Consider the following 12,231-nt stretch of genomic DNA (forward strand, 5'->3'; position numbering starts at 1 on the left):
GCGGCCGCCGGGGCGTGTGGGTGGACATACGGGGTGCCCCGGCCGCGCCCGGGGAACTGCGTGTCGGACACCTCGCGTGCCCGGGCGCGCAGCGCCTCCTGCGCCGCGTGCCGGTCGCGGCCCGCGAACAGCGCGCGGGACAGCGCGAGCGCCGTGCGCCGCTCGGCGAGCGAGGCCCTGCCGGCCTGACGGCCGGGTCGACGGAGCGGTTGCTGGGCGCGCTGCGCGAGTCCGGCCGGGATCGCGGCTGCTGGACGTGGTGCGCCGCAGTCGCCGCAGACCTCCGGTGCCGTGGCTTTGGCCGCATCGGCCCACGGATTCACAGGTGCCTCGGAGCACCGGGCCCCTTACTCCTGCGGCGCCCCGCTGCCCGGCAGTCGGATCGTGAACACCGCCCCGGTGCCCGGTTCGCTCGCCGCGGTGATCGTGCCGCCGTGGGCGGTGACCAGGTGGCGGACGATCGGCAGGCCCAGGCCGCTGCCGCCGGTGCGGCGGCTGCGGGACTTCTCGGCGCGCCAGAACCGCTCGAAGACGTGCGGCAGGTCCTGCGGGGCGATGCCCGTGCCGGTGTCGCCGACCGTGAAGACGACCTCGTCACCGTCCCGCCGCGCCGCCAGGGTGACCGTGCCGTCGGCCGGGGTGTGCCGCAGGGCGTTGGAGACCAGGTTGCCCAGCGCCTGCCGCATCCGCACCGGATCGGCGTCCAGCCACGGGGAGCCGTCGGTCTCGGTGCGCAGGGTGACTCCGGCCCCGGTCGCGGCGACGCGGTGCGCGGCCGCGACCTGGTCGAGCAGGTCGCCGGCGCGGACCGGCTCGGGATGCAGGCGCAGGGTGCCCGCGTCGGCGGCCGCGAGGTCCTGCAGATCGTCGATGACGCGCTGCAGCACCATCGCCTCCTCGTGCAGGGAGCCGAGCAGGGCCGGGTCGGGGTCGACCACACCGTCGCGGGTGACCTCCAGCCAGCCGCGGATGTTGGTGAGCGGGCTGCGCAGTTCGTGCGCGATGTCGCTGACCATCGCCTTGCGCTGGGCCTCGATGCGTTCCCGGCGCTCGGTCAGGTCGTTGAAGGCCTCCGCCAGGATGCCGGTCTCGTCCCGGGTGGTGACCGGCACCCTGACGTGCAGGTCCGGTGGCTGCTGGGCCGCCTCGGTCAGCGCGCGCAGCGGCCGTACGAGCCGGGTGGCGACGACCGCCGTCACCGCGACCGTCACGGCGAGCACCAGGCCGACGACCCCGATGATCTTCGCCTTGTTGGCGGGGGACATGTCGAAGCGGGGCGGGGTGGTGTCGTCGCCGCCGAGATACAGGTCGGCCACGGGGGCGACATACGGGTCGAGTTGGGCGCGCAGGGCGGAGTCGGCACAGGTCTGTGCGGTCTTCACGGCCTGTTCGTTGCCCGCCTTGGGGGACTTGTCGGCGATGAGGTACCGGCTCAGCGGGTTCCTGGCGGCCGGGTTCAGGTAGAAGTGCAGCGGTTCGCGCAGGCTCTGGTCGTTGTTCTGCAGGCAGCTGCGCGCGAGTTGGGTCAGCTCCTTCATGGCCGTCTTCTCGGTGGGCACGGGCTCGTTCATCCAGTAGCCGCAGTCCGCGGCCAGAGTGTCGGAGCCGTCGCTGCCGTCCGGGTTCACCAGGACGGGACGGCCGCTCGGGGTGTGCTCGATCCTGACGTCGACGCCGAACCGGGAGGTGCAGGTGCGCAGTTTCCCGGCGAGCGCGTCCAGCCGGGAGCGCTCGTTCGCCGTGATCCGGTAGGGGCCCACGGCGCGCGGATCGACGCCGCTGAGCTGCGCGCCGGGCTGGGTGTAGGTGTCGGTGTGCAGCGGGTCGACGGTGGCGGCGGCGCCGAGGGGCAGCGCGGTGCCCTTGCGGGCCGAGTCGGCGATGAGGTCGCGGTCGGTGGTGGTCAGGGCGATGCGCCGCCCGGTCCGCTCGGCGAGCTCGGTGACGAGGGGCTGCACGCCCTTCCAGTCGGGGTGGGTGGCCGCGTACCCGCTGAGCCTGGCCAGGATGCGCAGGTCGTCGGCGAGGTCCTGGCCCTGTTCCTCACGCAGCGCGCGGGTGGTGGTCTCCACCGCCAGCCACGTGGTCGCGGCCACCGAGCACACCGCGATGAGCGCCGACGCGAACAGCAGCCGGACCAGGAGCCGTTTGCGCAGCGGTATGCGTCGCTTCACGGACGGCCGCCGCTGAGTTTGTAGCCCACGCCGAACACGGTCAGCAGACGCACCGGGCGGCGCGGATCGGCCTCGATCTTCTTGCGCAGGTTCATGATGTGGACGTCGACGGCGCGTTCGGTGGAGGCCCGGTCGAAGCCGCGGGTGCACTGCAGCAACTGCCGCCGGGAGAAGACGCGTTCGGGCTCCGCCGCCATGGCGAGCAGGATCTGGAACTCGGCGGGCGTGCACTCCACCGGTTCGCCGTCGCAGCGCACCTCGTACCGCTCCGGGTCGACCGACAGCCCGGCCGCGCGGACGACGGGATCCTCCCGTACGCCGACCGCCCGGCCACTGCGCCGCAGCACCGTGCGGATGCGGGCCATCAGCTCGCGCGGGCTGTAGGGCTTGGTCATGTAGTCGTCGGCGCCCAGTTCCAGGCCGAGCAGCACGTCGTCCTCCTCGGACCGCGCGGTCAGCATGACGACCGGCACGTCCCGGTCCCCGCCGCGCAGCACCCGGCACACCCCGAAGCCGTCGATGACCGGCAGCATCAGATCGAGGACGACCAGGTCCGGAGCGAGTTCCTTCGCGGCCTCCAGCGCGGCCGCACCGTCGTGGACGACGGTGGCCGTGTGGCCCTCGGCCAGCAGGGAGCGGCGGATGAGTTCGGCCTGCATCTCGTCGTCCTCGGCGACCAGTACATGTGCGCACACGCGGCGGATCCTAAGCGGTCAGCGGGCCAGGGACGCCGCGTCGCCCATGACGACGACGGGGTGCAGGGCGGGGTCGAGCGCGCGCAGCAGATCCTTCATGTGCTCGGCGGAGATGCTGACGCAGCCGTGGGTGGGGCCTCCGTGGTCGACGTGGAACCATATGCCGCCACCGCGGCCGGAACCGAGCGGGCGGGTCCAGTCCAGGGGCGAGGTGCCGGGCTCGCGGTTGTAGTTGATCGCGACAACGTAGTCGAAGGACCCCGCGAGGGGTTCGCCTTCGAAGCCCGTGCCGGGTGCAACGAACCCCCTGGAGCGGTGGTACGGCAGTTTGCTGCCGGGGTCCTTCAGCAGCCCGCCGGCGTCGGTGAGGCCGAACACGCCGACGGGTGAGCGCAGATCGCCGCTCATGTGGTGGCCGGACCAGCCCTTGAGGGCGTTGTGCGCGGGCCAGCTCGCGCCGGCCTGCCAGCCGGTCGCCGTCCGCTCGTACAACACCACCGTGGAGTCCGGGGAGTTCTCGCCCTTGCCGGTCACGACGACGGCCTGGCGGGTGTCGCCGGGTATCCGGGCCAGCATCCGCGGGCCGAGGCCGGGCAGTTGCAGCGGGGCGGCCTCGACGGACATCTGGGGCGAGGGCGAGGTCAGGGGGCTGATGCCGGGCGCGCTCGGCCCGGCCGCCGCCGGGCCCGAGGGGTGGCCCGGCGACGCCACGGCCCCGCCGCCGCATCCCGTCAGGAGCAGGGATGCGGCGAGCAGGGCGGCACGGGGTTTATTCATGATCACGGAACGACTGTGACGCACACATGTGAGGAACTCGTCAGCTTTCAGGCGCTGTTCGGCTTCCCGGGAGTGTAGAGCCAGGAGGTGAACAGGGGGTGGAGGTTCTTGCCGGACTCCCGTTCGGCCAGCCGCACGAACTGCGCGGTCGTGCCGTGGCCGCCCCGGTGTTCACCGGCCCAGGCGCGCAGGATGCGGAAGAAGACCGGATCGCCGACGGCCTTGCGCAGTTCGTGCAGGGTCATGGCGCCGCGGGCGTAGACGGGGGTGCCGAAGATGTTCTTGCCGCTGCCGGGGTTGCCGGGCGGGAAGGCCCACAGGCCGTCGCTCGCCGGGCGGGCGTAGAGGGAGTCGAAGGTCTTCTGCGCGCTGTCGCCGCCGTGCTGCTCGCTGTAGAGCCACTCGGCGTAGGTCGCGAAGCCCTCGTTGAGCCAGATGTCCTTCCAGGAGGTGAGGGAGACGGAGTCGCCGAACCACTGGTGGGCGTTCTCGTGGACGAGGGTGCTCAGGTCGGGCGCCGAGTCGTACAGGGGCCGCGACTGGGTCTCCAGCGCGTAGCCGACATCGGCCTTGTCGACGATCGATCCGGCGTTGCGGAACGGGTAGGGCCCGAAGAGCTTGCTCTCCCACTCCAGCACGGACGGCAGCTTCTTCAGCACCGGTGCGGCGGCGGAGGCCTCTCGTGGGTCGACGGCGTTGTAGACGCGGATGCCGTCCCGGGTGGTGTACTGCTCCACCTTGAACTTGCCGACGGTCGCCGTGGCGAGGTAGGCGGCCATGGGCTCGCTCTGGCGCCAGTGGAACGTGGTCAGGCCGTGCGCGGTGCGCCGGGAGAGCAGGCGGCCGTTGGAAACGGCGGTACGGCCCTGGGGGACGGTGATCGTGATGTCGTACGACGACTTGTCCTTGGGGTGGCTGTTCGCCGGGAACCAGGTCATGGCGCCCTGCGGCTCCCCGGCGACGAAGGCGCCGTCGTCGGTGGGGATCCAGCCGTCGGCCGAGCCGTCGGGGTCGGTGACGGGCTTGGGCGTGCCCTGGTAGGTGACGGTGACGCGGAACTGCTCGCCCTGGTGCAGGGCCCGGCGCGGGGTGACGACGAGTTCCTGTCCGTCGCGGCGGAAGCCGGCCCTGGTGTGGCCGACGCTGACGCCGGTGACCTTCAGGCCCTTGAGGTCGAGGTCGAAGCGGGTCAGGTGCTGGGTGGCGCGGGCGGTGAGGACGGCGGTGGCGTCGAGGTGGCGGGTGGAGGTGTCGTAACGGAGCGTCAGACCGTAGTGCTCGACGTGGTAGCCGCCGTTGCCGGAGAGCGGGAAGTAGGGGTCGCCGGCGCCGGGCGCTCCGCCGGTGGCGGCGACGGCGGTTCCGCTCCCGGCGAGCAGGGCCGCGAGCGCGACGGGGATCGTCAGGGGCACGGCGGTGCGGGCGACGGTCTGTCGGCGGGACTGTCTCACATGAGCTCCTTGAGGGGGGTGGCCGATGATCAAGCGCCCAGGCTAGGGGGCCGGGCCACCGGTCCACCTCCTCCTTTCGGCCAAGTCACGCAGCGTCACCCCGGAGCCGCGCATTACGCTCGAATCCCCCCGCACGGAGAGAGGCCCGAAGTGAGCGTTCGCCTACGTCGTGTCTACGAACCGCCCGAGCCGGACGACGGCGTCCGGGTCCTGGTCGACCGGCTGTGGCCGCGCGGCCTGTCCAAGGACGCGGCACAGGTGGACGAGTGGCCCAAGGGCCTCACACCCTCGACCGAGCTGCGGCGCTGGTATCACGCGGGCGAGGGCTCGTACGAGGAGTTCAGCGACCGTTACGAGGCGGAGCTGGACGCTCCGGAGGCCGCCGAACTCCTCGACCATGTACGGCAGTTGGCGCGCAAGGGGACCGTCACCCTGCTGACCGCGTCGAAGGACCCCGAGCACAGTCACGCCGCGGTGCTGGTGCGGCTCCTCGGCGCCTGAGTCAGGCGGTCTGCTTCGCCGCCGCCCGCCCGGCGGCCCGCCCGGAGAAGAGGCAGCCGCCGAGGAAGGTGCCCTCCAGGGCGTTGTAGCCGTGGACGCCGCCGCCGCCGAAGCCGGCGACCTCACCGGCCGCGTACAGGCCCTCGATCGGGGTGCCGTCCACGCCGAGGGCGCGCGAGTCGAGGTCGGTCTGGATGCCGCCGAGGGTCTTGCGGGTGAGGATGTTGAGCTTGACGCCGATCAGGGGGCCCGCGGCCGGGTCCAGGATGCGGTGCGGGGTGGCGACGCGGCCGAGACGGTCGCCGATGTAGCGGCGGGCGTTGCGGATGCCCTGGATCTGGGCGTCCTTGCTGTAGGGGTTGGCGATCTGCAGGTCCCGGGCCTCGATCTGGCGGCGCAGGTCGGCCGCGTCGAGCAGCGGCTTGTCCGTCAAGCCGTTCATCTTCGCCACCAGTTGCTCCAGCGTGGGGGCGGTGACGAAGTCGGCGCCCCTGCGCAGGAAGGCGTCCACCGGGCCCGGGGCACCCTTGCCGAGACGATTCTTCAGGACCGCGGCCTTGTCCTTGGCGGTGATGTCGGGGTTCTGCTCGGAGCCCGACAGGGCGAACTCCTTCTCGATGATCTTCTGGGTGAGGATGAACCAGGAGTGGTCGTGGCCCGCGATGTCCTCGGTGGTGCGCAGGTACTTGAGCGTGTTGAGGGTGTCGTAGCCCGGCAGGCAGGGGTCGGGCAGACGGCGGCCGAGGGCGTCGAACCACATCGAGGACGGGCCGGGCAGGATGCGGATTCCGTGGCCGGGCCAGATCGGGTCCCAGTTGCGCAGGCCCTCGGTGTAGTGCCACATGCGGTCACGGTTGACCAGGCGTACACCCGCCTCGGCGCTGATGTCGAGCATGCGGCCGTCGACGTAGGCGGGCACGCCGGTGACCATCTCGGCGGGAGGGGTGCCCAGGCGCGCGGGCCAGTAGCGGCGGACGATCTCGTGGTTGGCGCCGATACCGCCGGTGGTGACCACCACGGCCCGGGCGGTGAGCTCGAAGTCGCCGACACGGTCGCGGTTGGAGGCGACACCGCGGGCGGCGTCGTCCGGGGCGAGGACCGTGCCGCGCACCCCGCGCGCGGTGCCGTCCTCGATGACCAGTTCGTCGACCTGGTGGCGGTGGTGGAAGGTCAGCAGTCCGTCGCGGGCGGCCTGCTTGGCGTAGGTGACGAAGGGTTCGACGACCCCGGTGCCGGTGCCCCAGGTGACGTGGAAGCGGGGCACGGAGTTGCCGTGTCCGTCGGCGCGCAGGTCGCCGCGCTCGGCCCAGCCGACCGTCGGCAGGAACTTGATGCCGTGCCCCTCCAGCCAGGTCCGCTTCTCCCCCGCCGCCCACTCGACGTAGGCGCGGGCCCAGCGCACCGCCCAGGAGTCCTCGTCGTCCGTGCGGTCGAACCCCGCGCTGCCCTGCCAGTCGCTCCAGGCCAGCTCCAGGGAGTCCTTGACGCCGAGGCGCCGCTGCTCCGGGGTGTCGACGAGGAAGAGCCCGCCGAAGGACCAGAAGGCCTGGCCGCCGAGATTGGCGGCGTTCTCCTGGTCCACCAGGGCGACCCTGCGGCCCCGGCTGGTGAGTTCGTGCGCGGCGACCAGGCCCGCGAGGCCCGCTCCGACGACGATGACGTCCGCGTCCATGGCGTCCGTTCCCTTTCTCAGTGGGCTCGTTGGGGGTCGCTGCCGTCGGTCAGCAGCGCGGTGAGCAGTTGCTTCAGCCAGATCCGGGCGCTCTCGACGTCCTTGTCCAGCAGCAGTTGGGTGGTGACGCCGTCGTAGGCGGCGACCACCGCGTGCGCGGCGCCGTCGACGTCCCCGAGCACGGCGGGCAGTTCGGTCAGGCCACGCGCCCGCGAAAGCCGGTCGGCGATCGCGCCGCGCAGTCGCGCCCGGTGCTCCAGCAGGCTCTGGGCCACGTCGGGGTCGCGGGCGGCGTGCACCAGGAAGTCCGTCTTCACCAGCAGCCAGTCCAGGTCGAGCAGCAGCACCTCGGTGACGCGGTCCACGGCGGCCGGCACGTCGAGGTCGGGGCCGTCCAGGGCGAGGGCGCCGGCGACCTGTTCGGCGATGAGGTCGGCGCGCTGCCGGTAGAGGGCGAAGAACAGCTCGTCCAGGCTGTCGAAGTTGGAGTAGAAGGCCCCCCGGCTGTAGCCGGCCGCCTCGCAGACCTCCTCGATGGAGACCCTTCCGAAGCCCTTGGCGGCGAACACGGCGAACGCGGCGTCCAGCAGGTTCGCCCGCGTCCGCACCCGGCGCCTGGTCACGCGCGGCGTCGTCTGCTCGGTCGCCATGCCGCTCCTCCCCGTTCGATACACGAATGTATCCGATACACCGATGCATCGAAAGCGCCCGTACGACGGCGATCGGCGCCCGCATACGGGGATCGGCGCCCGTAGGGCGGGGATCGCAACCGGCCGGCAATCGGCCGACAATTCGTTGGAACATGTTTTCGAATCAGTAGTACGCTGGTTCCATGGCCACGCACCTCCAGGGCTCGCTCTTCGACCAGACCGACCAGCTCCGTCTCGGCCCCCTCGACGGGATCCGCCGGACGCGGCTCGGCATGGGCGCCTGGATCGACGTGCTGCCCGGATGGCTGGCCGGCGCGGACGAGCTGTTCGAACAGCTGGTCGGGGAGGTGCCGTGGCGGGCGGAGCGCCGCAAGATGTACGACCACGTGGTGGACGTACCGCGGTTGCTGGCCTTCTACGGCACGGACGACGCGCTGCCCCACCCGGTGCTGGACGAGGCGCGGGACGCGCTCAGCGCGCACTACGGCGACGAGCTGGGTGAGCCGTTCACCACCGCCGGGCTGTGCTACTACCGCGACGGCCGGGACAGCGTGGCCTGGCACGGCGACCGGATCGGGCGCGGCGCCCAGGAGGACACGATGGTCGCCATCCTCTCGGTGGGCGAGCCCCGGGACCTGCTGCTGCGTCCTATGCACGACGGCGAGTCGGTGCGGCGGCCCCTCGGGCACGGCGACCTCATCGTGATGGGCGGCTCCTGCCAGCGCACCTGGGAGCATTGCGTACCGAAGACCACACGGGCCACGGGACCCCGGATCAGCATCCAGTTCCGTCCGCACGGCGTGCGCTGAGGCGGAGAGGCGGCCGCTTCCGGCGCACGCGGGGGCGGCCTCCGGCGGACGGTGCCGGAGGCCGCCTTTCCCCTTCGTACCGTACTTTGGCGCGGACCCGACGGTTCCGGTCGGGCCGGGGTCTGCTTTGCTGAGGGCGTCGGGCACGGACTTCGGACACGGGGCGGTCATGCGGGCGGACGTACGGCAGGTCACCGACGGCATTCACCTGGTGCACGGCAGCGACACCAACTGGGTGATCCTCAGCGAGGGCGACGAGGTCACCCTCGTCGACACCGGCTACCTCGGGGACCGGGAGCAGCTCCTCGCCTCGCTCACGGCGGTGGGCAGCGCCCCCGAGGCGGTCGCGGCCGTACTGATCACCCACGCCCACAACGACCACCTGGGCTCCGCGGAGTTCCTGCGCGACACCTACGACACACCGGTCTATCTGCACGAGGCCGAAGTGCCGCACGCCCGCCGGGAGTTCCTGCACCAGGTCACCGTGGGACAGATCGCGCGCAACGGCTGGCGCCCCGGCGTTCTGCCCTGGGCGCTGCACGCCCTGCGCTCCGGCGGCACCGCCGACGTGCCGGTCTCCGCTCCCGAGCCGTTTCCCACGACGGGCCCGCTGGATCTGCCGGGCCGGCCCGTGCCGGTGCACACCCCCGGGCACACCGACGGACACGCGGCCTTCCATCTCCCGCATCTCGGCGTGGTCGTCTCCGGGGACGCCCTGGCCACCGGCCACCCCACGTCCCGCATCCAGGGCCCCCAGCTGCTGCCCGACATGTTCCAGCACGAGCGGGCGCGGGCTCTCGCCTCGCTGGACGTCCTCGCCGCCCTCGACGGCGACCTGCTGCTGCCCGGGCACGGCCCGGCACTGCGCGGTCCGGTCCGTGAAGCGGCACTGCGGGCCAAGGAGCGCGCCCTTTAAGGTGAAGTCACGATCACCCGCGAGGCAAGGACACGCACCTCATGGCACTGCAGATCAGCGCGACGAACCCGGAGCACCCCGCGCTCCTGCTGGAACTGCCGTGGCAGCTGCCCCTGGAGGAGTGGCCGGAGGAGTATCTGGTCCCGCTGCCGCGCGGCATCTCCCGGCACGTGGTGCGCTACGCCCGCGCCGGCGACGAGGTGATCGCCGTCAAGGAGCTCGCCGAACGCCCCGCCCTGCGCGAGTACGAGCTGCTGCGCGACCTGGACCGGCTCGGCATCCCCGCGGTGGACGCGCTGGCGGTGGTCACCGGGCGCACCGACGACGCGGGCGACCCTCTGGAGCCCGTGCTCATCACCCGGCATCTGCGCGGCTCGCAGCCGTACCGCTCGATGTTCGAGACGACCATGCGGCCGGCCACCATGCACCGCCTCATGGACGCCCTCGCCGTGCTGCTGGTCCGCCTCCATCTGGCCGGCTTCGCCTGGGGCGACTGCTCCCTGTCCAACACCCTCTTCCGGCGCGACGCCGGCGCCTACGCCGCCTACCTCGTCGACGCCGAGACCGGCGACCTGCACCCCCAGCTCAGCACCGGGCAGCGGGAGTACGACCTCGACCTCGCCCGGGTCAACATCAGCGGCGAGCTGCTGGACCTGGAGGCGTCCGGGGCGCTGCACCCGTCGGTGGACCCGATCGAGTTCGGCATGGAGATCTGCGCCCGGTACCGGGGCCTGTGGGACGAGCTGACCCGCACCTCCGTCTACCCGGCCGGCAAGTACCACTTCATAGAGCGCCGGATACGCCGTCTCAACGACCTCGGTTTCGACGTGGCCGAGATGCAGATCGAGCACTCCTCCAACGGCGACACCGTCACCTTCGTCCCCAAGGTCGTCGACGCCGGCCACCACCAGCGCCAACTGCTGCGCCTGACGGGCCTGGACACCGAGGAGAACCAGGCCCGGCGGCTGCTGAACGACCTGGAGAGCTGGATGGCCACCCAGGACGACTACGCCCCGGGCGACCCGCTCGCCGCACGCCCGGAGGTGCTGGCCCACCGCTGGGTGCGCGACGTCTTCCGGCCGACGGTCCGGGCCGTGCCGCCCGAGCTGCGCGGCACGATGGACGCCGCCGAGATCTACCACCAGCTGCTCGAACACCGCTGGTACCTGTCCGAGCGGGCACAGCAGGACATCGGGCTGGACACGGCGGTCCAGGACTACATCGCGAACATCCTCCCCAAGGCCCGCGAGACGCTCCAGCCCGCCACCGCCGAGTGACTCAGGCGTGCGGGACCACGGCCACCGGGCAGCCCGCGTGGTGCAGCACCCCGTGCGCCACCGAGCCGATGCGCGCCCCGACGGCCGTACGGTGCGCACGGCGCCCGACAACCATCAGCTGGGCCCGCGCGGCCACCGACAGCAGCACCTGCGCGGCACTGCCCATCTCGACGTGCTCGACCACGGGCACGTCCGGGAAGCGCTCCCGCCACGGCGCGACCGCCGCCGCCAGCGCCTTCTTCTCGAACGGCTCCAGTCCGCCCGCCTCGTCGAGGAGGTGCATCGAGCCGGGGCTGTAGGCGAACACCGGGGGTAGCGTCCAGGCCCGTACCACCCGCACGCCGGCCCCGCGGGCGGCCGCCGTCTCGAAGGCGAACCGCAGCGCCTCGGCGCTGTCCTCCGCCTCGCCCTGCTGGCCGACGACGATCTCGCGGCCCGCCGCCTCGGCGGTGGGCTGGTCGTCGGCCCGCACCAGTACCACCGGCCGGGCGGTCTCGGCGATGACCTGCTGTCCCACGGATCCGAGCAGGAAGCCGACGACCGGCCCGTAGCCGCGTGAGCCCAGCACCAGCATCTCGGCGTCCGCCGCCGCGGCGACGAGCGTGTCGACCGTCTCCCCCTCCAGCACCTCGGTGCCGACCTCGAGGCCGGTGTGGCGGGCGGTGACGGCCTTGGCCGCCTCGCCCACCGCGTCCCGCACCCACCCCTGCTGCGTCTGCCGGTCCGCCGCGTCGATCGCGTCGTACGGCTGGAACCGCCAGGCCTGCACCACCCGCAGAGCCAGCCCCCGACGGACCGCCTCCCTGGCCGCCCAGTCCAGCGCGGCCAGGCTCTCCTCGGTTCCGTCGACCCCTGCGGTGATCGGGCGCGTCATGCGGATGCCTCCCAGTGTCGTGGTCACGTCGTCGGCGACAGTCTTCTCTACTCTTGCCCCATGACCTTGGAATGGGAGCAAGTGATCGTCGACGCCGCCGATCCCGTCGCCCTCGGACGGTGGTGGACCGAGGCGCTCGGGTGGGTCGTGGTCAACGACGCGGCCGACGAGTTCGAGATCCGCCCCGAGAAGGACCGTCTGCCGGGGCTGCTGTTCGTACCGGTGCCGGAGGCCAAGACGGTCAAGAACCGGCTGCATCTGGACTTCCGTCCCGACGACCGCGACGCCGAGGTGACCCGGCTGCTGGCCCTCGGCGCACGGCACGCGGACGTCGGACAGTCCGGCGACGAGTCGTGGGTGGTTCTGGTGGACCCGGAGGGCAACGAGTTCTGCGTGCTCGGTTCACGGCGGAACTGAACCGGCCGGAGGGCGGGT

The 12,231-nt window shown here is 72.3% G+C and carries 12 protein-coding genes and 1 pseudogene; 5 read left to right on the top strand and 8 right to left on the bottom strand.

What is annotated here, in order from left to right; genetic code table 11:
• Positions 1 to 55: 55 nt before the first annotated feature.
• From GRC12_RS02650 to GRC12_RS02670, 5 genes and pseudogenes are all read right to left on the bottom strand, one after another.
• Positions 56 to 173 (bottom strand): annotated as a pseudogene (locus tag GRC12_RS02650) (pantoate--beta-alanine ligase); the annotation flags it as partial.
• A 174-nt stretch (positions 174 to 347) separates the two neighbouring features.
• On the bottom strand, positions 348 to 2,174 hold the full coding sequence (locus GRC12_RS02655; RefSeq protein ID WP_208776984.1) for a sensor histidine kinase: 1,827 nt from the start codon (positions 2,172 to 2,174) through the stop codon (positions 348 to 350).
• The gene (locus GRC12_RS02660) at positions 2,171 to 2,869 is read right to left on the bottom strand and encodes a response regulator transcription factor (protein WP_208776985.1); all 699 of its coding nucleotides are present in this window, start codon (positions 2,867 to 2,869) and stop codon (positions 2,171 to 2,173) included. The genes GRC12_RS02655 and GRC12_RS02660 overlap by 4 nt, the downstream gene beginning before the upstream one ends.
• Before the next feature lie 18 nt (positions 2,870 to 2,887).
• On the bottom strand, positions 2,888 to 3,646 hold the full coding sequence (locus GRC12_RS02665) for a L,D-transpeptidase family protein (RefSeq protein WP_208776986.1): 759 nt from the start codon (positions 3,644 to 3,646) through the stop codon (positions 2,888 to 2,890).
• Between the two features lie 47 nt (positions 3,647 to 3,693).
• A complete protein-coding gene (locus tag GRC12_RS02670; protein WP_208776987.1) occupies positions 3,694 to 5,097 on the bottom strand; it encodes a M1 family metallopeptidase in 1,404 nt (467 codons plus the stop codon).
• Positions 5,098 to 5,247: 150 nt separating this feature from the next.
• Between GRC12_RS02670 and GRC12_RS02675 the strand changes: the two genes are divergently transcribed.
• Positions 5,248 to 5,598: a DUF488 domain-containing protein gene (locus GRC12_RS02675; RefSeq protein WP_208776988.1), complete on the top strand. Its 351-nt coding sequence runs from the start codon at positions 5,248 to 5,250 to the stop codon at positions 5,596 to 5,598.
• Between the two features lies 1 nt (position 5,599).
• Here GRC12_RS02675 and GRC12_RS02680 read toward each other — a convergent pair whose 3' ends face one another.
• Complete coding sequence (locus tag GRC12_RS02680; RefSeq protein ID WP_208776989.1) at positions 5,600 to 7,270, bottom strand: FAD-binding dehydrogenase; 1,671 nt, start codon at positions 7,268 to 7,270, stop codon at positions 5,600 to 5,602.
• A 17-nt stretch (positions 7,271 to 7,287) separates the two neighbouring features.
• On the bottom strand, positions 7,288 to 7,920 hold the full coding sequence (locus GRC12_RS02685; protein ID WP_208776990.1) for a TetR/AcrR family transcriptional regulator: 633 nt from the start codon (positions 7,918 to 7,920) through the stop codon (positions 7,288 to 7,290).
• Between the two features lie 182 nt (positions 7,921 to 8,102).
• Between GRC12_RS02685 and GRC12_RS02690 the strand changes: the two genes are divergently transcribed.
• From GRC12_RS02690 to GRC12_RS02700, 3 genes are all read left to right on the top strand, one after another.
• A complete protein-coding gene (locus GRC12_RS02690) occupies positions 8,103 to 8,729 on the top strand; it encodes an alpha-ketoglutarate-dependent dioxygenase AlkB (RefSeq protein WP_208776991.1) in 627 nt (208 codons plus the stop codon).
• 169 nt (positions 8,730 to 8,898) lie between these two features.
• A complete protein-coding gene (locus GRC12_RS02695) occupies positions 8,899 to 9,645 on the top strand; it encodes an MBL fold metallo-hydrolase (protein ID WP_208776992.1) in 747 nt (248 codons plus the stop codon).
• 41 nt (positions 9,646 to 9,686) lie between these two features.
• On the top strand, positions 9,687 to 10,922 hold the full coding sequence (locus GRC12_RS02700; RefSeq protein WP_208776993.1) for a DUF4032 domain-containing protein: 1,236 nt from the start codon (positions 9,687 to 9,689) through the stop codon (positions 10,920 to 10,922).
• 1 nt (position 10,923) lies between these two features.
• On the opposite strand, the gene GRC12_RS02705 is transcribed toward GRC12_RS02700, so the two are convergent.
• Positions 10,924 to 11,796, bottom strand: a complete 873-nt coding sequence (locus GRC12_RS02705) for a universal stress protein (protein WP_208776994.1) — start codon at positions 11,794 to 11,796, stop codon at positions 10,924 to 10,926.
• A gap of 60 nt (positions 11,797 to 11,856) precedes the next feature.
• Here GRC12_RS02705 and GRC12_RS02710 point away from each other — a divergent pair, with 60 nt between their 5' ends.
• Positions 11,857 to 12,213: a VOC family protein gene (locus tag GRC12_RS02710; RefSeq protein WP_208776995.1), complete on the top strand. Its 357-nt coding sequence runs from the start codon at positions 11,857 to 11,859 to the stop codon at positions 12,211 to 12,213.
• Positions 12,214 to 12,231 lie beyond the last annotated feature (18 nt).

Source organism: Streptomyces griseorubiginosus (genome assembly GCF_017614965.1).
GTDB lineage: Bacteria > Actinomycetota > Actinomycetes > Streptomycetales > Streptomycetaceae > Streptomyces > Streptomyces griseorubiginosus_B.

Coding starts and splice junctions, on each gene's coding strand:
- GRC12_RS02665 (WP_208776986.1), bottom strand. CDS start 3,646: ATGAATAAACCCCGTGCCGCCCTGCTCGCCGCATCCCTGCTCCTGACG.
- GRC12_RS02705 (WP_208776994.1), bottom strand. CDS start 11,796: ATGACGCGCCCGATCACCGCAGGGGTCGACGGAACCGAGGAGAGCCTG.
- GRC12_RS02680 (WP_208776989.1), bottom strand. CDS start 7,270: ATGGACGCGGACGTCATCGTCGTCGGAGCGGGCCTCGCGGGCCTGGTC.
- GRC12_RS02695 (WP_208776992.1), top strand. CDS start 8,899: ATGCGGGCGGACGTACGGCAGGTCACCGACGGCATTCACCTGGTGCAC.
- GRC12_RS02690 (WP_208776991.1), top strand. CDS start 8,103: ATGGCCACGCACCTCCAGGGCTCGCTCTTCGACCAGACCGACCAGCTC.
- GRC12_RS02710 (WP_208776995.1), top strand. CDS start 11,857: ATGACCTTGGAATGGGAGCAAGTGATCGTCGACGCCGCCGATCCCGTC.
- GRC12_RS02700 (WP_208776993.1), top strand. CDS start 9,687: ATGGCACTGCAGATCAGCGCGACGAACCCGGAGCACCCCGCGCTCCTG.
- GRC12_RS02685 (WP_208776990.1), bottom strand. CDS start 7,920: ATGGCGACCGAGCAGACGACGCCGCGCGTGACCAGGCGCCGGGTGCGG.